At 66.9% G+C, this 19,142-nt stretch carries 16 protein-coding genes; 10 read left to right on the plus strand and 6 right to left on the minus strand.

The features are described 5' to 3' along the window. Positions 1-27 precede the first annotated feature (27 nt). Positions 28-1,686 (plus strand): methyl-accepting chemotaxis protein, encoded by a 1,659-nt coding sequence (locus AC1RCS_RS13425; protein WP_492245036.1) that lies wholly within the window; start codon positions 28-30, stop codon positions 1,684-1,686. On the opposite strand, the gene gph is transcribed toward AC1RCS_RS13425, so the two are convergent. From gph to AC1RCS_RS13440, 3 genes are all read right to left on the minus strand, one after another. Beyond that, positions 1,687-2,394: a phosphoglycolate phosphatase gene (gene gph / locus AC1RCS_RS13430; protein ID WP_492245035.1), complete on the minus strand. Its 708-nt coding sequence runs from the start codon at positions 2,392-2,394 to the stop codon at positions 1,687-1,689. It abuts the gene before it with no gap. A gap of 241 nt (positions 2,395-2,635) precedes the next feature. Next, complete coding sequence (locus AC1RCS_RS13435) at positions 2,636-4,102, minus strand: hypothetical protein (RefSeq protein WP_492245122.1); 1,467 nt, start codon at positions 4,100-4,102, stop codon at positions 2,636-2,638. A 53-nt stretch (positions 4,103-4,155) separates the two neighbouring features. Beyond that, positions 4,156-5,316 carry an SPFH domain-containing protein gene (locus tag AC1RCS_RS13440; RefSeq protein ID WP_492245121.1) on the minus strand — a complete coding sequence of 387 codons (1,161 nt, stop codon included), beginning with the start codon at positions 5,314-5,316 and terminating at the stop codon, positions 4,156-4,158. A gap of 422 nt (positions 5,317-5,738) precedes the next feature. On the opposite strand from AC1RCS_RS13440, the gene AC1RCS_RS13445 reads away from it, so the two are divergent. Both AC1RCS_RS13445 and AC1RCS_RS13450 read left to right on the plus strand, forming a co-directional pair. Beyond that, positions 5,739-6,440, plus strand: coding sequence for a response regulator transcription factor (locus AC1RCS_RS13445; RefSeq protein WP_218296786.1), 702 nt, complete (start codon positions 5,739-5,741; stop codon positions 6,438-6,440). A 168-nt stretch (positions 6,441-6,608) separates the two neighbouring features. Then, the gene (locus AC1RCS_RS13450) at positions 6,609-8,750 is read left to right on the plus strand and encodes a sensor histidine kinase (RefSeq protein ID WP_492245034.1); all 2,142 of its coding nucleotides are present in this window, start codon (positions 6,609-6,611) and stop codon (positions 8,748-8,750) included. 128 nt (positions 8,751-8,878) lie between these two features. Here AC1RCS_RS13450 and AC1RCS_RS13455 read toward each other — a convergent pair whose 3' ends face one another. Together AC1RCS_RS13455 and AC1RCS_RS13460 are read right to left on the minus strand one after the other, a co-directional pair. Beyond that, the gene (locus tag AC1RCS_RS13455) at positions 8,879-10,396 is read right to left on the minus strand and encodes a DUF5666 domain-containing protein (protein ID WP_492245033.1); all 1,518 of its coding nucleotides are present in this window, start codon (positions 10,394-10,396) and stop codon (positions 8,879-8,881) included. 14 nt (positions 10,397-10,410) lie between these two features. After that, positions 10,411-11,283, minus strand: a complete 873-nt coding sequence (locus tag AC1RCS_RS13460; RefSeq protein WP_492245032.1) for a DUF6502 family protein — start codon at positions 11,281-11,283, stop codon at positions 10,411-10,413. Between the two features lie 216 nt (positions 11,284-11,499). Between AC1RCS_RS13460 and AC1RCS_RS13465 the strand changes: the two genes are divergently transcribed. The 7 genes from AC1RCS_RS13465 (at position 11,500) to AC1RCS_RS13495 (ending at position 18,299) form a co-directional block, all read left to right on the plus strand. Next, positions 11,500-11,907 (plus strand): type IV pilin protein, encoded by a 408-nt coding sequence (locus AC1RCS_RS13465; RefSeq protein ID WP_492245031.1) that lies wholly within the window; start codon positions 11,500-11,502, stop codon positions 11,905-11,907. 13 nt (positions 11,908-11,920) lie between these two features. Then, positions 11,921-12,409 (plus strand): GspH/FimT family pseudopilin, encoded by a 489-nt coding sequence (locus tag AC1RCS_RS13470; RefSeq protein ID WP_492245030.1) that lies wholly within the window; start codon positions 11,921-11,923, stop codon positions 12,407-12,409. Then, the gene (gene pilV / locus AC1RCS_RS13475; RefSeq protein ID WP_218341219.1) at positions 12,406-12,948 is read left to right on the plus strand and encodes a type IV pilus modification protein PilV; all 543 of its coding nucleotides are present in this window, start codon (positions 12,406-12,408) and stop codon (positions 12,946-12,948) included. The genes AC1RCS_RS13470 and pilV overlap by 4 nt, the downstream gene beginning before the upstream one ends. Positions 12,949-12,955: 7 nt before the next feature. Beyond that, positions 12,956-14,056 (plus strand): PilW family protein, encoded by a 1,101-nt coding sequence (locus AC1RCS_RS13480; protein WP_492245029.1) that lies wholly within the window; start codon positions 12,956-12,958, stop codon positions 14,054-14,056. Beyond that, on the plus strand, positions 14,053-14,631 hold the full coding sequence (locus tag AC1RCS_RS13485; RefSeq protein ID WP_218341217.1) for a pilus assembly PilX family protein: 579 nt from the start codon (positions 14,053-14,055) through the stop codon (positions 14,629-14,631). Before AC1RCS_RS13480 ends, AC1RCS_RS13485 begins: the two co-directional genes overlap by 4 nt. A gap of 16 nt (positions 14,632-14,647) precedes the next feature. Further along, entirely contained in the window at positions 14,648-17,653 is a 3,006-nt protein-coding gene (locus AC1RCS_RS13490; RefSeq protein WP_369643594.1) for a pilus assembly protein, read from the plus strand. A gap of 262 nt (positions 17,654-17,915) precedes the next feature. After that, positions 17,916-18,299, plus strand: a complete 384-nt coding sequence (locus AC1RCS_RS13495; RefSeq protein WP_492245028.1) for a hypothetical protein — start codon at positions 17,916-17,918, stop codon at positions 18,297-18,299. Between the two features lie 74 nt (positions 18,300-18,373). On the opposite strand, the gene rpe is transcribed toward AC1RCS_RS13495, so the two are convergent. Continuing rightward, complete coding sequence (rpe, locus tag AC1RCS_RS13500; RefSeq protein WP_218341214.1) at positions 18,374-19,054, minus strand: ribulose-phosphate 3-epimerase; 681 nt, start codon at positions 19,052-19,054, stop codon at positions 18,374-18,376. Positions 19,055-19,142: the final 88 nt, after the last annotated feature.

The following is a 19,142-nucleotide window of genomic DNA, read 5'->3' on the forward strand; positions in this document are numbered from 1 at the left end:
GACACCTTTTTTGCGCCCGCCATCACCATGAAATTCAGCAACCTTTCCGTCGGCCTGCGCCTGGGCGCTTCCTTTGGGGCCATCCTGCTCATCACCGCCCTCATCGCAGCCACCGGCATATGGCGCATCGCCAGCCTGCAGAATGCCAGCGAGCGTGTCGCCACGCAGGAGATCGAGCAACAGATGCTGGTGGAAGACTGGGCCTCCGACATCCGCCTGAACTGGGTCCGCACGGAGGCATTCCTCAAGGCCATCGACCGCGACTACATGGACAAGCTCGCCGCGGACACCCAGGCCACGGCCAAGGGCATGGATGCCAAGGTCCAGCGCATCGAGGCGCTGGTGCAGGGCGAGCCTGGCCGCGCACTGCTGGCCGCCATTGCCACGGCGCGCGCGGCCTACAACGACAAGCAGGCCGAGATCCGCGAACTGCACCGGGGCGGCGAGCCGAACGTGCCCGCCCTGGTGGACAAGGACCTTCGCCCGCTGGCCGACAAATACCTGAAGTCACTGGACGACCTGCGCACGGCCATGGCCACGCAACTGGCTGAAAGCCAGGCCGACACCGGTACCCTTGCCAAGGCCAGCCAGGCACTTCTGGGCGTGGGCACCCTGGTGGCGGTAGCGCTGGGGGCCCTGCTGGCCTGGACGGTCACGCGCTCGATCGTCCGGCCCGTGCAGCGGGGCAAGCAGGCGGCGGAGAGCATTGCCAGCGGCGACCTCACGCACGCCATCGAAGCCCATGGCGGCGACGAGACAGGCCAGCTGCTCCAGGCGCTGTCCACCATGCAATCGCGCCTGGCCACCATCGTGGGCAATGTGCGCCACAGCGCCGAAGGCGTGGCCACCGCCAGTGCCGAAATCGCCTCGGGCAACAACGACCTGTCGGCCCGCACCGAGCAGCAGGCCTCGGCGCTGCAGCAGACGGCCGCCTCGATGGAACAGCTGGGCTCCACGGTGCGCCAGAACGCGGACAACGCGCGCCAGGCCAACCAGCTGGCGATGAGCGCCTCCACCGTCGCCCAGCAGGGCGGCGACGTGGTGGCCGAGGTGGTGGACACCATGAAGGGCATCAACGACAGCAGCCGCAAGATCGCCGACATCATCAGCGTGATCGACGGCATCGCGTTCCAGACCAACATCCTGGCGCTCAACGCGGCGGTGGAGGCGGCGCGCGCAGGCGAGCAGGGCCGGGGCTTCGCCGTGGTGGCCGGCGAGGTGCGCAGCCTGGCCGGGCGCTCGGCGCAGGCCGCCAAGGAAATCAAGGCCCTGATCGGTACCAGCGTGGAGCGCGTGGAACAGGGCACCGCGCTGGTGGACAAGGCGGGCGCCACGATGACCGAGGTGGTCAGGGCCATTCGCCGCGTGACGGACATCATGGGCGAGATCAGCGCGGCCAGCAGCGAGCAGAGCCAGGGCGTGTCGCAGGTGGGCGAGGCGGTCACGCAGATGGACCAGGCCACGCAGCAGAACGCGGCCCTGGTGGAGCAAAGCGCCGCAGCGGCCGACAGCCTCAAGACCCAGGCAGGCCAGCTGGTCGATGCCGTGGCCGTGTTCCAGCTGGGCAGCGACGCTGCCGCTGGCGCGCCAGCGCATGCGGCACTCGTCACCACGGCACCACCGGCCCGTACAGCCGGCAGCGCACGGGTGCTGCCAACGGCCGCGCAGCGCCGTATCGCGGCCTGATCAGCCCGCGAACGCGCTCAGCGCATCCGCGAAACCATCGGCATCCACGGCCCGCGCGGGCTGGCCGTGGTTGTAGCCGTAGGTCACCAGCACCACGGGGCAGCCGGCGGCGCGCGCGGCCTGCGCATCGTTGCTGGAATCGCCGACCATCAGCGTGCGCGCGGGCGCGGTGCCCAGGGCCTCGCAGGTCTTGACGAGGGGCAGCGGATCGGGCTTCTTGCGCGCGAAGCTGTCGCCACCGAACACCTGCGAAAAGTAGCCGTCGAGCCCCTTGGCCTTCAGCAAGGGCACGGCGAAATCCAGGGGCTTGTTGGTCAGGCAGGCCAGGCGCAGGCCCGCGGCCTGCAGCGCCTGCAGGCCGGCCACCACGCCGGGGTACACCTGCGCATACTGGCCGTTGATGGCCAGGTAGTGCTTCTGGTAGCTGGCCCAGGCCGCGGGGTACAGCGATTCGACCTGCGCCGCATCGGCCGGCTGGCCCTCGGATGCCAGCACATGGGCCAGCACCGACCGCAGCAGGTGCTCCGAGCCTTTGCCCACCACGCGCTCGATGGAGGGTGCCTCGATGGGTGGCAGCGCCAGTTCGCGCAGCATGCGGTTGAGCGCCTCGGCAAAGTCCCCGAGCGTGTCCACCATGGTGCCGTCCAGGTCCACGATGGCGGCGTCCACGCGGGACAACAGGGCGGACAGGGGCGAGGATGTGGACATGCGAAAAAACCTTGCAGTGCAGACGAGGAAAGGCCGGGCATCTTGCCCGGCCTGCCTGGATTTTAAAGGGCCCATCTTCGTCGCACATCGCGACCGCCATGCATGGCCATTGCCCCGTGAAACTGGCGCGGCCAAAACCAGTGCTCCCGCGCAAGGGCCGCCCCGCCGCGCTGGGAGCGTTCCCGCCCAGACTGCGAAGCAATCTGAGAGAGGGGGAAGGCGCGAAGCGACTCAGGGGTGCTCATCTCAAGCTCAGTGTCTGGCGCTTCCAGGCCGGGTCCTGCCAGCGCTGGAACAGGGGCAGCGCGGCCACGTCACCCGTCACGCGCTCGGTGGCCAGGCCTTCCAGGCGCACGATCTCGAAGCTCTTGCGGTAGCGGCCCTGGCCCCGGGCCTCGCGCGCCACCAGCATCTGCTGGCCGCCGGGCACCCAGCCAGCCCACTCGGCCACGCCGGTTTCGGGCGCCGTGGCGGCGGGGGGCAGCACGTCGACCAGCCAGCCCTCGGCGGTCTTGCGCATCACCCACAGCTCGCGCCAGCCTTCCAGCGGCTGCACGGCCAGGGCCACGGCCGTGCCCTCGCGGTTCACGCTGGCCGAGGCAGCCCAGACCACGCCATAGGTGCAGCGGCGCAGCAGCGGGGTCTTCACGCCCCTGTGGGCATCGACCAGCAGCACGCAGGTCTCGCCGGGCGCACCGGGCTCGGTCACGATGCCCGGGCGGCTGCCCTGGGCCACCGGCAGGCTGGCGGGCACCAGGGCCCAGCGCACGGCGCCCACGCGCATGGCGGCGTCGTTGTAGGCCGGCTGGTCCTCGTCGGGCAGGTCGTTCCTGCTCACACCGGAGAACTCGGCCAGGGCGCGGGCCGCAGCAGCGGCCACGGCCGGGCCGACGGCATCCTTGCGCGCCTGCTGGAAGGCCAGGGCACTCCACACGCTGGCACGGCGCACCTGGATGCGGTTGCGCACATAGGAGGGCAGGCCGGCCACGTCCACGCGTTCGAGCACATCGGACTGCCATTCCTGCATGCGGGCACGCTCGTGCGGCGGCAGGTCGGGGTTCACGCATTCGGGCCGCGTCAGGGCCAAGGCCGCGCGGGCGCGCTGCTCGGCATCGGCCACGGGCATGGCCAGCACGCGGCGAAAGGCCTCGCCGTCGTAGCAGACCTGCATGCGGCCTTCGACCTCGTAGGTCGAGAAGCGCACGCCGTAGCCGTTGGCCACGTCCAGGTGGGCCGACAGCGTGGCGCCCGAGGCCTTGCCCGGCACGGCGGCCGAGGCGCGGCGCGCCAGCCGGTCGGCCAGCGTGCCCAGCGCGTCGAAGGCCTGGGCACCTTGCTCACCGGCCAGCGCACTGGCGGGCGCGGCCTGCAGGTAGGCGGCCGTGATGCCGATGCCCAGCGCCTCGGCGCCCGGGCTGTCGCGCACGAAGCGCAGCACCGACAGCAGGGCCGGGCCCTGGGCCTCATCGAGCGCCACGCGGCGCACGTCGCTGGCGCGGATGAAGCCGCCGCGTTCGCGCTTGTGGTCCCAGACCTGCAGGTAGTCGAGGCGCTCGCCGCGCACTTCGAGCACCTCGCCCTGCCACAGGGCGGACTGCTGCTGGGCCGAGTCGCGGGGGGCGGCGCGCAGGCTGGCCTGGTCCTGCACGACGATGGCGCTGCCGAATGCGCTGGCGGGCGCGGGGGGCACTGCGGCGGTGGCGAGCATCGCGGCGGCAGAGGCGATGACTGCGACGAGCGTGAGGGTGGTGCGGTCCATGTTCATTGCTCCGTGGCGGGGGTCGTGGCGGTGTCGTCGGCACCGGCGGCAGCCTGCGCGGCCACGGCCTGGGCATTGCGGTTGCCGCCCAGCAGCGCGGCACCGATGAAATCGCCATTGGTCGGCGGGGGCGCGATGATGACCTGGATCTTGTCCGACAGCTTGTCGGCCAGCGTCTTCTGGATCAGCAACGGGTGGCGCGTGACCAGGGCGCCTTCGCGCGCCATCTGCTCGGCGTTGACCTTGCCGATGCGGTCCATGCGGTAGGCCTCGGCCTCGGCCAGCTTCTGGCGCGCATCGGCCTCGCCGTTGGCTTCGATGCGGCGCGCCTGCGCGCTGCCCTCCGCGGCCTTGATGCGCGAGACCTTCTCGGCCTCGGCCTCCAGCTGGCGCTGCTCGATCTGGCGCTGCTTGAAGGGCAGCACGTGCTTCATGGCCTCTTCCTGGGCGCGGGCGGCGATCACCTGCTCGCGGGCGGCGGCTTCGGCGGCCACCTCGCGGCGCACCTTGTCGGCGCTGGCGTCGAGCTCGGTCTCCTTCACGCGCTTGTCCTTGAGCTCCAGCGTGTAGCGCATCTTCTCGGACGCCAGCTCCTCGGCCAGCAGGCTGTCCATGCCACGGCGGTATTCGGCGGGCAGGTCCACCTTGCCGATCTGCACATGGCGCAGCAGCACGCCTTCGGCGGCCAGGCGGGTGCGCAGTTCGGCTTCAATGGCCTGCGCGATTTCGGCGCGCTTGGACGAGAAAATCTCGCGCACCGTGTAGCGGGCAAACACCCTGTAGACCAAGCCCTGCACGGCAGGCGCCACGATGTCGGCATCCACGTCATCGGGCAGGCGGCCGGCCCGGACGGCGTCGGAGGCGGGATCGAGCGCGTAGCGCACGCTCAGGTCGAGCCCGAACGACAGGCCTTCCACGGATTGCAGGGGTGCGCTGCCGTTGGCAAGGCGCATGGCTTCAGGGCGATAGCTCTGGTCCCGCAAGGAGAAGATGCGCACACTGTGCAGGCCCGGCACCACCCACATGCTGCCATCGCGCCACTGGCTCACCGAACCGGTGAACTGGTTCATGCGGACCGCCAGCTCGCCCTGGCCCAGTTGCTGCACCGGTGGGTGGCGCACCACCAGGGCACCGGCGGCCACCATCACGGCTGCGGCCGCCATCCAGCGCGCCGTGCTGGCCGTGGGCAGCAGGTAGGCCCAGTGGATGCGCCCTTCGGCCGCGGATGCTGGCGTGGGGACGTCGGCTTCCACAGGTGCCGCAGCTTGCGGCCCTTCGGCACGGGCGTCCAGCGGGTGGGCGGCGGCGTTGCGGCCACGCAGGGCTTGCACGATGCGGTTCCAGGCGGTTTTCATGGCGTTTCTCTCTCTTGGGTGGTGAATTTGTTGTCTGCCTCTGAGCGGCCCAACCTGGCTGCTCATTGGGGACTGATTCTTCGGATTCACCCCGGAAGCAACAATGCAGCGCAGCCCCCAAAGCCCTCACGCCCGCCGCGCAAACCCTCCGGGCCCGGAAGAAACCTTCACACCGGGCAAGTCAGGCGCCCCGGATAATCCACGCACACCCACCCACTCCGCGCCCCACCATGACCCGCATCGCCGTGATCGAAGACGACCTGCCCACCAGCAACCAGCTGGCGGGCTGGATTGCCAGTGCGAAAAACGGCATCGTGATCGACCAGTGGTTCACGCGCGACGACGCCGAAGCCGCCCTGGCGCGCGAGCACTACGACGCCGTGGTGCTCGACATCGAACTGGGCCGCGAGCGCCATGCGGGCGTGGCGCTCATCAACGCCATCAACAAGCGCCGCCAGGGCACGCCGGTACTGGTGGTGTCGGCCATGCCCGCCGCCATCTACCGCAGCATCATGAAGGCGCTGGACGCGTGGGACTACCTGCAGAAGACCACGTTCGAGGAGGCCGACTTCATCGAGACCTTCCTCGACATCCTGCGCACCACGCAGGCCCCGGCGAACGCCGCCACGTCCTTGTCCGCGCCGGCGCCGGATGCGCTGGTGCTGGACCCGCTGTGGCAGCGCACCCCCACCTGGCGCGGCGAGCGCATCAACCTGCCGCTGACGGCCCAGCGCATCCTGGCCACGCTGCACCAGCGCAGCGGCGAGGTCGTGTCGTACGACGAGCTGTTCGAGGTGGTCAAGAGCGGGCGCAACCGGGACAACGTGCGCAAGCATGTGAGCACCATCCGCGAAGCCCTGCGCGAGGTGGACCCCGCCTTCGAAGGCATTGAAAACGTGCCCATGCGGGGCTTTCGCTGGGTAGGCAAGTGAGGCATCCCCCTGAGCGGCTTCGCCGCTTCCCCCTTCTCTCGAACGGCTGCGCCATTCGGGAAGGGGGACGCCGCCAGTGCGGCGGGGCGGCCCTTGCACGGCGGCCCTGGCCTGGGCCGCGCCGGGTTCAGACGCCGTGTGCAGTGCTTTCACGCAGGGGGACCTGAAATGAAACGCCTGCTGCGCCCCACGCTCGACATCCCCAAGCTGGAAATGCCCCGCCTGGGCCTGCCCGCCTTCCGGCTGCGGATTCTGGTGCGCGGTGTGTTTGTGCTGCTGGCGCTGGCCACCGTCGCGCTGAGCGTGGTGCTGCTCAAGGAAGAAAAGGAGCGTGGCTGGCAAAGCTACCGGCACGGCTTCGCGCGCAGCCAGTCCGAGGTCATGGCCCGCCTGCGCCACCCCTCGGGGCAGCTGGCCCTGCTCAACGCGGGCAGCCGGGGTTCGGCCCCGGCACCGCTCGCACCCTTGCTGCTGCCCTATGCGGCGCTGGACTTCGACGACCAGAACAAGGCCCAGCAGGCCGTGGAAATGGCGGGCTGCGCGGTGCAGTACCCCGACGGCGCGTCGGTCTGCGCGGCCATCGGCAACAACCCGTATGCCGGGGGCTTCATCTATCTGGTGGGCAGCTTCTACGCGGGCGCGCTGGTGCCGCGCGAACGTGGTGCCCTGGACCTGCAGGCGGTGCACCGCGCCCGCGTCACGCTGGACATGCGCGGCGCCACATCCCGCTGGGTCGCGCCCTTTGAAGCACTGCCCCCCCAGGGCACGATCAGCACCCGGGGCCGCCTGACGGGTTTCGTGGACGGTGGCGAGGAATCCCTGGACGCCCGCGCCCGGCCGGTGCGGGATTTTCGCGGCTGGCTCTGGCAGAACGGCCAGTGCCGGGACCTCGCGGGCGCCGCGCCCGATTGCCTGCGCCGCACCTTCTACTCCATCCGCCTTCCCGTGGAGCTGTTCCGCGAAGCGCTGTTTGACAAGCAGCGCCTGGTCTGGCCGCCACAGGATCTGGGCAGCATGCGCGTGCGCGTGGAAATGCTGGCGCCCGGTGCGGCTGCGCCCCTGTTCGACAGCAACGCCCCCGGAGCCCAGGCCGCCGCATCGCTGGCGGACGTGGCGCGCACCCTGCTGCCTGGCGAACAGGTACAGATCCGCAAGCTGGGCACGAGCGACAGCGAAGCGATCACGCTCAAGGGCTCCGAGGTGCAGGCAGATCCGTCGGCGCCCTGGCTGCTGCGCCTCATCAGCTGGCTGCCGCTGGAGTGGCAGGCCGCTGGCGACAACAGGACGCAGCCCGTACCGGCGGGCCTCGACATTCTGGACACTCCGGCGGGCAACTATGCCGTGACCTTCACCGGCAACCTGCGCGGCGTGGAGCAGGGGCTTGCGGCCGTGGCCACCCGGGTGTCGTGGTACCTGGGCGCGATGCTCGCGGCCATCGCGCTGGCCTGGCTGGTGGTGGAAGTGGGCCTCATCCGCCGCGTGACCGCCCTCACCCGCCGCGCGGCAGCGGTTTCGTACAACGTGCAGGAGGGGCACATCGGCCCGCGCCTGGGCGACCTCGACGTATCGGACCTGCGTGGGTCGGACGAACTGGGCATTCTGGCCGGAGGCCTGGCCGACCTTCTGCAGCGCGTGAAGGACGACATCCAGCGCGAACAGTTGCGCGCCCAGCAGGAGCGCGACATGTGGCATGCCGTGGGGCACGAGATCATGTCCCCCTTGCAATCGCTCATGGTGCTGCACGGCGGCGCAAGCGACCCGGGCCACCGCTACATCCAGCGCATGCAGCAGGCGGTGCACGTGCTCTATGGCACTGCATCCCCGGCGGAGGCCTTGCAGGCGGCGGACGTGCCGCAGGGGCGGCTGGACCTGGACGCCTTCCTGCGCCATGTGGCCGGCAACGCGCACTTTGCCGGCATCGACCAGGTGGTCTATGAAGGCGGCGCGGGGCCTGTCATCGTGCGTGCGGACGAGTTTGCGCTGGAGGACGTGGTGACCCACATCCTGCGCAACGCCGACCGCTACCGCCCGGCGGGCACGGCGATCACGCTGACGCTGGTGGCCTCCGAATCCACCGCCAGCGCCACGCTGCACAACCAGGGCGCCACCATCGACGAGGATCTGCTGGGGCGCATTTTCGAGCTGGGCGTCTCCGACCCCAGCCTGCCCATGCCCGAGGGCGAGACCGGGCACCGGGGCCAGGGCCTGTTCGTGGCCAAGACCTACATGGCCAAGATGGGCGGCACCGTCAACGCGCGCAATACGACCGATGGCGTGGCCTTCGTCCTGACCTTTCAGCGCCTGGGCTGACGCCTTCGCCCCACGCGCAACGGGGGGCAGCGGGGTTGCACCGGCCACCGCGCATCACGTTCCCGCGGCTGCGCCACCGCGCGTTGCGAGATGCCTGATCGGCACTTGGCCCGGGGCGCCCCAGGGCATCACTCGAATTGAACTTCGGTGGCCTGAAGTACCCCGGAAACCACCTGGCGGCCTCGCACCGTCACGCGAACGCCATTGCGCAAACCCTTCGCCGTCCCGTTGGCGAACACCACGCCCTCACCGGAGGCATTCACGGGCTGTCCGTTCACACGGAAGTCATGGATGGACCGATACTGCCCAATGGCACCGATCAGCTCAAAGGTGGCAGGCCCGCCCGTCCCCGGCACATGGCGAATGCGCGCCCGCTGGGCCACCAGCACACCGCCGGACATCGTTCCGGCGACTTCGAGCTTGACGCCATTTCCAATGGCCGTGGCGGGCCCGCCCGTGATGAGCGCGGACGCGGCATTCACCCGCGTTCCGTACAGCGAGAACTCGGCATTCAGATGACTGAAGTTCGACACGATGCCCAGCAGATTGGCCGCGAAGCTCCCCGCCGTGGGCAAGGTGTGGCCTCGCCGGATCTGTTGAGCGTTCAGCACGCCATCAACGGGCGGCGCCATGGCCCGCACGTACACCACCATGCCATTGGCCAATGAAGTGCCGAGCAACGTGCCCTTGAAAGACGCGGCCGCGTAGCTCACCAGATGGCCGCCCAGCCGGAAGGTCCTGGAGGCACCGTCAAGCTGTTCAATGGCACCCGCCATGATCAACGGCATGCCCGGGTCCTTGCGTTCGACCCGGCTCGCACGCCACCGGCCATCCCCCACTGGCAGCGCATAGATCTGCAAGGTGGTGCCCACCGCCACCGAGGACAGTCCCGCCAGGCCGTCGTACACCGTGGTTGTATCCACCGCAATCCGGTTCCCCCAGATTTCGAATTCGCCCGCGGCCACGTTCAGTGCCGTGACCGGCCCCCGGAACTCGGGGACCGAAAGCACGCTGGTCGCGACCCCCGTCGCCAGGTCTGGCCGAATGGAGCCGCTGATCAACGCGGTCATCCCCAGGCGCAGCGCGTCCGAATCCTCTGTCGTGATCTGCGCAGTGTCGGTGGCAAATCGCACGCCATTGACAATCACGCTGCCAAAACCGTCCGCAACGCCGATGCCCACGGCGGAAGCCGTCACCCCCGTGCCTCCGGAGCCCACGCCGCCCGCGTCCCCTGGGGCGGCAGCAACACCATCTCCCACCCCATCGCCTGTGCCCGTGCCCGTGCCCGTGCCCGTGCCCGTGCCCGTGCCCGTGCCCGTGCCCGTGCCCGTGCCTGTGCCTGTGCCCGTGCCCGTGCCCGTGCCTGTGCCCGTGCCCGTGCCCGTGCCCGTGCCTGTGCCCGTGCCTGTGCCTGTGCCTGTGCCTGTGCCTGTGCCTGTGCCTGTGCCTGTGCCTGTGCCTGTGCCTGTGCCTGTGCCCGTGCCGGCATCAGTGCCCGAACCCGAACCCGAACCTGTGCCGGCATCAGTGCCTGGGCCCGAGACTCCACCCACTCCTGCGGGCGCAGTACCCTCCTGCGACCCACCGCCACAAGCTGCCAAGGCGAGCCACAGAGTCAGCAAGACTGACCGAATCAACACATTCATGGGATATCTCACTGTTATTCTTTCAACGGATCAGATGCTCTCGGCTGGCCGGCCCCTTGGAGAGGCACCACGGGCGCCTCGGTGCCTGGGGGCAGGTCCCGTTCGTCCTCGTAGTAGGCGTAGATCCCGACACGCATGCGCCCCGCCCCCTTCCCGTCGCTCTGTTCCACGGCGTCCGTCATCTCCCGCACGAGCAGATGGTGGGTCGCCTCCCAGTGCTGGCGCGCGACCTGATGTATGCGCTCGCAGTCCTCCAGTGTCAAGCCGGAGGCATAGACCGCGCGCTCCAGCATGCGGGGCTGCTGGCCCAGCGTGTTGGATACCGCGGCCTGCAGATGGTCTCGCACGTTGTCTCCCAGGAAGGCGAGCATGTCGCGCACGCTGGCGGTGGGCAAAAAGCTGTCCCCCAGCAAGTGGACCTCACCGTCCGAGAGAGCGACCAGGTTCAGCCTCAGCAACTCTTCCAGCACGGTGCGGTGGTGGACATTGCCACGGGTCGCGAACCGGGACAGCAGTTCGAAGGAATGGCCCTTCCCAGAATCCGCCAAGGGCAAGGTGCGCTGCGATTCGTCTTCCGAGACCACCTGGAGCCAGGCCGTGTAGGCCTTCGCCGCCGCAGAACCCTCGGTGGCAGGCAACACGGAGCGCGTGTCGCGCACCCGGGCTGTCACGTCCTTGCGATTGAGCCCGGTCGTGGTGGCCAACTGGCTGAGATTGGGTTTCGCCCCATCCTTCGCGAGCCATAGATTCCTGGCCTCGTCGACCAAGAGGTCGCGCAGCACCTCTTCGAGCTGCGGATGCTTCAGACCCATCGCCAGGGCCAGACGCACCGCTGGCCGCAGGATGCGTGCCAGGGCGGCTTGGGTCCAGGAAATTCGATCTTGCATGAATGTTCGGAATAACCCGCGATTTTCCGCGAATTTCGCGGCATTTGCCATGCTGCCCAAGGCGCCACGGACTCACCTTCCAACGCGGTTGCCTGCTGTCGCTCCATCGACCACGACACCGCCTCTAGCCCACCTCCGTGCAACATTTTGCAATAGAATGAATGTGATAATTTCACATTTCATCGCAACACCGCAGCTTGGCAGAGGAGAACCGACATGGATCGGAACAAGGGGTTTACCCTGATAGAGCTGCTGATCACAGTGGCTGTGATCAGCATCCTGGCTGCCGTCGCCTATCCCTCTTACCAGGAGCACGTGCGCAAATCACGCCGTGCAGAAGCGCAATCGGTACTCATGAACATCGGCACCCGGCAGCAACAAATGCTCCTGGACACGCGCAGTTACGCGGCGACGGCGGCCGCCCTGAATGTCGCGGTTCCTCCTCAGGTCACCGCCAACTACACCATCACTGTCAGTGCACCGGCCAGCACCCCTCCTTCCTTCACCGCCACAGCGACACCCCAGGGCAGCCAATTGAACGACAAGTGCGGCACCCTGGGCGTGGACCACACGGGAGCAAAGACCGCCGTGAAAAACGGAAACGCCCAGACGGGCTGCTGGTAGGGGAAGACGCGCCATGCATACCCTCAGACACCGCCCGGCCGCCGGGTTCACGCTCATTGAGCTGATGGTCACCGTAGCCCTGCTGGCGGTGGTGGTGTCCTTGGCGGCCCCTTCCTTTCGCAACTTGCTGGAAATGCAGCGCATGCGTGCCGCGGCCTTCGACCTCATGGCGGACCTGACACTGGCCCGCAACGAAGCCCTCAAGCGCGGCCAGCTTGCCACCGCGGTCACGCTTCGCCCCACTTCAGGCGATGCCTCCCACTGGGAGTCCGGCTGGAGCGTGATGGTGGGCACAGAGGTCGTGAGCCGCAAAAACCCCGTCGGCAACGGCGTGACTTTCACCGGACCAGCGCTTGTCACATTCGATCGCAACGGTCGCGTCTCCAGTTCCACCACCGTGGCCCGGTTCGCCCTGATGAACAGCGATGCCAATCGCAGCCGCTGCATTTCACTCGATCCCTCGGGTCGCCCCAAGAGCGCCACCACCGCTTGCCCGCCATGAAGTCCTCTTCCTCTCCCCAGCAAGGTGTCGCGTTGATCGAGGCGCTGATTGCCATGCTGATCGTTGCATTTGGCGTACTGGGTTTTGTTGGCCTGCAGGCCCGCACCACCGTGGCCAATCTCGAGGGATATCAGCGATCACAGGCACTCATCCTGGTCAATGACATGGCCGAGCGCATGAAATTGAACCGTGGTGATGCGGTGGCCTATGTAGGCAGCAGCATCGGCACGGCGGCGCCAGGCGATTGCACCAATGCGGCCCTCACGACCGCGCAGCGGGATATGTGTGAATGGGCCACGACCATCCAAGGGGCAGGGGAGGTGCAGGGCGGCACCAAGGTGGGCGCCATGCTGAACGCACGCGGCTGCATCACCAATCCGGCAACCAACCAGTACTTGATCTCCGTGGCATGGCAAGGCCTGCAGCCCAGCGGGTCTCCCGCAAACGCCTGTGGCCAGAACGCGTACAGCAGCGAGGACACCCGCCGCGTCGTTTCCGTCGTGATGCAGGTGGCCCAGCTCACGGATCCCGCACCCTGAACCGCCCATGAAACCTACATTCGCAGCCTCGCACACGCCGTCTGCACGCCTGCGCCAGCGCCAGCGCGGATTTTCGCTCGTGGAGCTGATGGTGGGCCTTGCCATCGGCCTGGTGCTGGTCGCGGGGCTGGCTCTGCTGTTCGCCAACAGCAGCCAGTCGGGGAACGAACTCGAAAAAAGCATCCGGCAGATTGAAAACGGCCGCTATGCGGAGGAGCTGCTGCACGACGATCTCGCCCTTGCGGGCTTCTACGGCGAGGTGCCGGCGGACTTCCTGGGCTATACCACCCCCGACGTCTGCGCGACTGCGCTGCCCGACCTGGGCTGGGACAAAACCGTTCCATCAGACTCCAAGGTACCGCTGCCCCTCATGGGCCTGACAGCGGCACAGGCTCAAGCCTTGCCGGCGACATGCATCACAAACCACAAGGCTGGAACCATCGCGTTTGCAATCCATCGGCTGGGGGCCGATCTCGTGGCGCCTGCAGCCAAGGTTGCCAATGCGCCCTACGTGCAGACATCCCGATGTGTCACCGATCCTGTGGCCGACCCCTTCCTCGTGTCCGCAACCTCGGGGGATTTCACCCTCAGGAACTTGCAGTGCAATGGCATCAACCCGGTCCGGCAATACGTTTCCCGCATCTACTACATCGCCGACTGCAACGAGTGCGGTAGCGACACGACGCCCACACTCAAGATGGCGGAGCTGCGTGGGACCCAGATGGTGACCGTGCCGCTGGCCGAGGGGATCGAGAATCTCGTCCTCGAGTATGGTTTCGACACCACCGATCCCGCCGATGCGGACCCCGCAACCGACGCCAGCAAAGGCGGCCCTGATGTGTTTCGCCCCGGGCTGAGCGGGGTCGTGGGCGCCCGCGACAACGACTGGGCCAACGTCGTTGCCGTGCGTCTTCATCTGCTCTCCAGGACCACGGAAAAGTCTCCGGGCTACAGCGACAGCGGCAAGACCTATGTCATGGGCCCCTCCAGCATCTCCGGAGACGGCAGCGGCTTCAAGCGCCGCGTGTACACCACCACGGTGCGCCTTACCAACGTGGCAGGTCTGCGCGAGGTTTCTCCCCCCGCCACGCCAGCGTCATCACCATGAACACCCATACCACCCAGCGTGGCGCCACCTTGGTGGTCGCCCTGATCTTCCTGGTGCTGATGAGCCTGTTTGCCATCAGCGCGTTCAACAGTTCGTCCGGAAATTTGCGCATCATCGGCAATACGCAGGCGCGCCAGGAAGGGCTTTCCGCGGCACAGCTGGCGGTGGAGAAAACCATCAGCGCGTCCACCTTCCATACCAACCCCGACGGGGTGGCTGCCTCGCCGGTTCTGGTCGACATGGATGGCAACGGGACAACGGACTACTCCGCGGTGCTTTCGCCAAGACCCCAGTGCACGCGCGCCAAACCCATCCTTGCCGGCGACCTTCCCCCGGCGCCGAAGACGCCAACCACCATCGATGTCTACGCGCCCTGCCGTGCCGCTCCCAAGCAGGGGGGAACGTTCGTGGACCTGGAAACACCGATCGCCGGCGCAGACCCTGAAAGCTGCGCCAACAGCGAGTGGAATGTCAGGGCGCAAGTCAGCGATCCACAGACTCAAACCAAGGTCGCCGTCAACCAGGGCGTCGCCGTCGTGGTCTTCGGCAACGAAGTATCCAGTTTCTGCAAGTAGCCACAGGAGTTTCACCATGCAAGGCTTCACAACCCGTCAACTGCGCCGGTGGACCGTCCTGGCGATGGGGCTGGCAGCCACCCTGCCCTGCCTCGCTCAGTACACCAGCGACATCGATATCTACAGCGGCACATCCACCTCGGATCCCCCCAACGTACTCATCCTGCTGGACAACACGGCCAACTGGAACAATGCGTTTACCAACGAAATTGCCGCCATGGTGAGCACCATCAATGCCTTGCCGGCTGGCAAGTTTCGCGTAGGCCTGATGCTGTTCACGGAAACCGGCAACCCCAACAACAACGTCGATGGCGGCTATCTGCGCGCGGCCATCAGGCCATTGGACGCTGCCTACAAGACCACGTTCACCAACATGCTCGGCAGCCTGGACAAGCTGGGGGACAAATCCAATGGCGGGAAGGCCGGCAAGACGATGGCCGAGGCCTACTACTACTTCACGGGTGCTGCGCCCAACTCTGGGAACAACAAGGTCAAGGCGGACTACGCAGGCAATGCTTCAGGCACGGCATTTTCCAATGCCATCTACGCACAGCCCAACAATGCCCTGCCGTCTTTCGCGGGATCCCCCTATCGCAGCCCGCTCGTTGACGCCTGCGCGCGCAACTACATCATCTACATCAGCAACGGCGCAGCGCAAGACAACAACAGCGACAACACCGATGCATCCACCCGCCTGTCTGCAGCCTACGCAGCAGCCGGCCTTGCCCGTCCAGCCGATATCACGGACCTGTCGCCGAACGGTTCACAAAGCAATTTTGCCGATGAGTGGGCGCGCTTCATGAAGAAGTCGCCCAGCAACATCACAACCTACACCATGGATGTGGACCGTGTCACGACCGGCCAGGGCCCGGGATGGAGCGCCTTGCTTGGAAGCATGGCGGTCAACAGCGGTGGGGAATACTTCGCCGTCAGCTCCGCGGGTACTGATATCGCTGAGAAGCTGGTATCCATATTCAACCAGCTCCAGGCGAGTGACAGCGTGTTTTCGTCCGCCAGCCTGCCCGTCAGCGTGAATGCCCGAGGCACCTACCAGAACCAGGTGTTCATGGGCATGTTCCGACCTGACCCTGACTCTCGTCCCCGCTGGCGCGGCAACCTCAAGCAGTACCAGTTCGGATACGACGTGCCCACGGACACCCTCTTCCTGGCGGGGGCGGATGGAAAGGCGGCGGTCAGCGGTGCGTCCGGCTTCATCTCGCCCACAGCGATTTCCTTCTGGACATCACCCAGCACTTTCTGGGCCAAGGATCCCATGGGCACGCCTCCCAGCGCATCGGACTCACCGGATGGAGAGGTTGTCGAAAAAGGCGGCGTCGCACAACTGATCCGGAGCGCCTATGCCACCAACCAGGCTACACGGAACCTGTATACCTGTATCGGATGTGCCACAGGAACCAACCTTGCAACCAGCACTTCCGCCCGGTTCAGCACTTCCAACTCGTCACTCACTTCCACACTGGACACCAGCACCATCAACTGGGTGCGTGGCACCAACAACGCGGCGGAAGTGGGCCCCACCACCACGCCGGCAACGACGATCCGACCGAGCGTGCACGGCGATATCCTGCATTCACGTCCAGCCGTTGTGAACTATGGAGGGAATACGGGTGTCGTGGTGTTCTATGGCTCGAACGACGGCATGCTGCGAGCCATCAACGGCAACCAGAGCGGCAATGATGCAGGCGCGGAACTCTGGGGATTCATCCCGCAAGAGCATTTCGGCAAGCTCCAACGGCTGCACGACAACACGCCGGATATCCGCTTGTCCACGACGCTCGTGATTGACGAGACCTCCGCCAGCAAGCCCCAGCCCCGCGACTACTTCGTTGATGGGCCGATCAGCGTCTATCAAAAAGTGAACGCGGACGGCTCCAATGCCAAGGTGTACCTGTATGTGGGCATGCGTCGTGGCGGACGCTTCATCTATGCGCTGGACGTCACGGACCCAACACAACCGAAGTTCCTCTGGAGAAAATCCAATACCGACACGGACTCTCGCTTGAGCGTGCTGGGGCAGACGTGGTCCGAACCCAGAGTGGCAAAGATCAAGGGGCATGCCGACCCCGTGCTGGTGATGGGCGGGGGCTACGATGCCGCTGCGGAAGACGCGGCCACACCTGGTAGCACCACGATGGGCAATGCGGTCTACGTGCTCGACGCATTCACGGGATCGGTTCTCAAGAGGTTTGACACCGCGCGCAGCGTCCCCGCGGACGTCACCCTTGTCGACTCAGACTATGACGGCTACACCGACCGCGCCTACGCGGTGGACACCGGTGGCAACATCTACCGCATCGATCTGGAGACCCCCTCCTCCTCGGCCGTCTCGGATTGGGGCATCTACAAGCTGGCGGCGCTGGCAGGAACGGACACCCGAAAGTTCTTCTACGCGCCTGACGTGGTACCGACAAAAACATTTACCGCTGTGCAAGTGGGATCTGGCGACCGGGAAAAGCCCTTGAAGGGCACAACAGCCGGCACCGACCGCTTTTTCACCGTGTTTGATGACCGGACCGCCAAGGGTACGGCGACATCCTTCACCCCGATCTTGCCGGGCTCTCTCGGTTTGTCCGGCAGCACCACCGACAACATGACCAATGGCTGCTACTTTCCCATGACGGCGGGCGAAAAGGTGGTGAATGCGGCGACGACCTTCCGTGGCCAGACTTACTTCGGCACCAACAAGCCGACACCGCCGGGCAATACATGCTCGGCCAACCTGGGAGAGGCACGCACCTACGCTGCGCCGCTCTTTTGCCGAGCTCCGGCAAGCCAGAAGCTCAATGGCGGCGGCCTGCCCCCCAGCCCCGTGGCGGGATTCGTGACCATCACCTACACCCAGACCAACGCAGATGGCACAACGTCGGAAGTGACCAAGCAGAAGGAATTCGTGATCGGGGCACCGAACCCCAAGGAATCAGGGATTGAAGCAGGGAAATCCACGGCCACCTTGGGCATTCCTCGCAAGCGCCGCTTCTGGTACCAAGAGAACGCACGTTGAGCCACGGTGCTCCAGGCCAAAAAGGCTGACATGAAGTCGGCCTTTTTTTGGTTTGGCGCCATGCCCATCCGCCGGGCGCGCCAAGGCATTCGCGCGGACACGTGAACGCTCCGCACGAACGAAGCGGCAGCATGCTCCATGAAAGAAGGAAGGCGCGAGGGCGCACGGAGGCGGAAGGCGGTGTCTGACAGGGTCGCAAGGCGCTCGGGGCTACGCTGAAGCCAGCCCGTTTGTGATTACCGAGATTGCCAGGAGCCCTTACATGACCCGTACCGCTTTTTTTGCCCCCGTCTTCACTGCGACCCTGTTCGCAGCCTGCGCAGGCGCCCTAGCCCAGACGCCGCCCCCGGATGCCCGTGCGCGCTACGAGCAGGAGCGCGAGAAGTGCATGACCAACAACACCCAGGACAGCCTCGCGACCTGCCTGCGCGAGGCGAACAACGCGCTGGACGCGTCCCGCAAGGGGCAGCTGAGCAACCCGGGCGCCGCCGCCACGGACAACGCCACGCAGCGCTGCGTGGCGTTCCCGACGGCGGCGGAGCAGACGGAATGCGTGCGCCGCATCCAGAACAGCCCGGCCAGCGGCTCGGTGCCCGGTGGCGGGGTGCTGCGAGAATCCACCACGACCACCGTCGTGCCGCAATAGGCAGTGGCAGTCCCGTATTGGTAATCGTGCCGCGGCAGGCCGCAGCGGCGCGGCCTGGCCAGCCGCCGTGGACGTCAGGCCAGCTGCACGCGCATGGCGTCGATAACGCCCTGGTAGTCCGGCTTGCCGAAGATGGCGCTGCCCGCCACGAACGTATCGGCGCCCGCATCCGCCACACGGCGGATGTTGTCCGTCTTGATGCCGCCGTCCACCTCGAGGCGGATGTCCTTGCCCGTGGCATCGATGCGGCGGCGCACCTCCTCGATCTTGCGCAGCGCCGAGTCGATGAAGCTCTGGCCACCAAACCCTGGGTTCACGCTCATGATGAGGATCAGATCGATGTCGTCGATCACCCAGTCGAGCACATCCAGCGGTGCGGCCGGGTTGAACACCAGGCCGGGCTTCACGCCCTTGGCGCGGATGGCCTGGATGCTGCGGTGCACATGGGCCGAAGCGTCCGGATGGAAGCTGATGTAGTCGGCCCCGGCGTCGGCGAACGCGGCGGCCAACGCATCCACGGGCTCGATCATCAGGTGCACGTCCACCGGAACGGGCACGCCGGCGGCGGTCCGGGCATGCGGCTTGAGTGCCTGGCAGACCATGGGGCCGAAGGTCAGGTTGGGCACGTAATGGTTGTCCATCACGTCGAAGTGGATCCAGTCCGCGCCAGCGGCGATGACATTGCGCACCTCTTCACCCAGGCGGGCGAAGTCGGCGGAGAGGATGGAGGGGGCGATGCGGAAAGAACGGCTCATGGGGGCAATTGTCGCAGTTCAGCGGTTCCACAGGGCAAGCCTCGCCTATTGCGCTGCGTGCACGGACGTGCCTCCGCCCGGGCGCCGC

It is taken from the genome of Acidovorax sp. GW823-FHT01C06, assembly GCF_058798375.1.

Coding starts and splice junctions, on each gene's coding strand:
- AC1RCS_RS13450 (WP_492245034.1), top strand. CDS start 6,609: ATGAAACGCCTGCTGCGCCCCACGCTCGACATCCCCAAGCTGGAAATG.
- gph (WP_492245035.1), bottom strand. CDS start 2,394: ATGTCCACATCCTCGCCCCTGTCCGCCCTGTTGTCCCGCGTGGACGCC.
- AC1RCS_RS13480 (WP_492245029.1), top strand. CDS start 12,956: ATGAAACCTACATTCGCAGCCTCGCACACGCCGTCTGCACGCCTGCGC.
- AC1RCS_RS13485 (WP_218341217.1), top strand. CDS start 14,053: ATGAACACCCATACCACCCAGCGTGGCGCCACCTTGGTGGTCGCCCTG.
- AC1RCS_RS13490 (WP_369643594.1), top strand. CDS start 14,648: ATGCAAGGCTTCACAACCCGTCAACTGCGCCGGTGGACCGTCCTGGCG.
- AC1RCS_RS13470 (WP_492245030.1), top strand. CDS start 11,921: ATGCATACCCTCAGACACCGCCCGGCCGCCGGGTTCACGCTCATTGAG.
- AC1RCS_RS13440 (WP_492245121.1), bottom strand. CDS start 5,316: ATGGCGGCCGCAGCCGTGATGGTGGCCGCCGGTGCCCTGGTGGTGCGC.
- AC1RCS_RS13425 (WP_492245036.1), top strand. CDS start 28: ATGAAATTCAGCAACCTTTCCGTCGGCCTGCGCCTGGGCGCTTCCTTT.
- AC1RCS_RS13455 (WP_492245033.1), bottom strand. CDS start 10,396: ATGAATGTGTTGATTCGGTCAGTCTTGCTGACTCTGTGGCTCGCCTTG.
- AC1RCS_RS13495 (WP_492245028.1), top strand. CDS start 17,916: ATGACCCGTACCGCTTTTTTTGCCCCCGTCTTCACTGCGACCCTGTTC.
- AC1RCS_RS13465 (WP_492245031.1), top strand. CDS start 11,500: ATGGATCGGAACAAGGGGTTTACCCTGATAGAGCTGCTGATCACAGTG.
- AC1RCS_RS13435 (WP_492245122.1), bottom strand. CDS start 4,102: ATGCTCGCCACCGCCGCAGTGCCCCCCGCGCCCGCCAGCGCATTCGGC.
- AC1RCS_RS13445 (WP_218296786.1), top strand. CDS start 5,739: ATGACCCGCATCGCCGTGATCGAAGACGACCTGCCCACCAGCAACCAG.
- pilV (WP_218341219.1), top strand. CDS start 12,406: ATGAAGTCCTCTTCCTCTCCCCAGCAAGGTGTCGCGTTGATCGAGGCG.
- AC1RCS_RS13460 (WP_492245032.1), bottom strand. CDS start 11,283: ATGCAAGATCGAATTTCCTGGACCCAAGCCGCCCTGGCACGCATCCTG.
- rpe (WP_218341214.1), bottom strand. CDS start 19,054: ATGAGCCGTTCTTTCCGCATCGCCCCCTCCATCCTCTCCGCCGACTTC.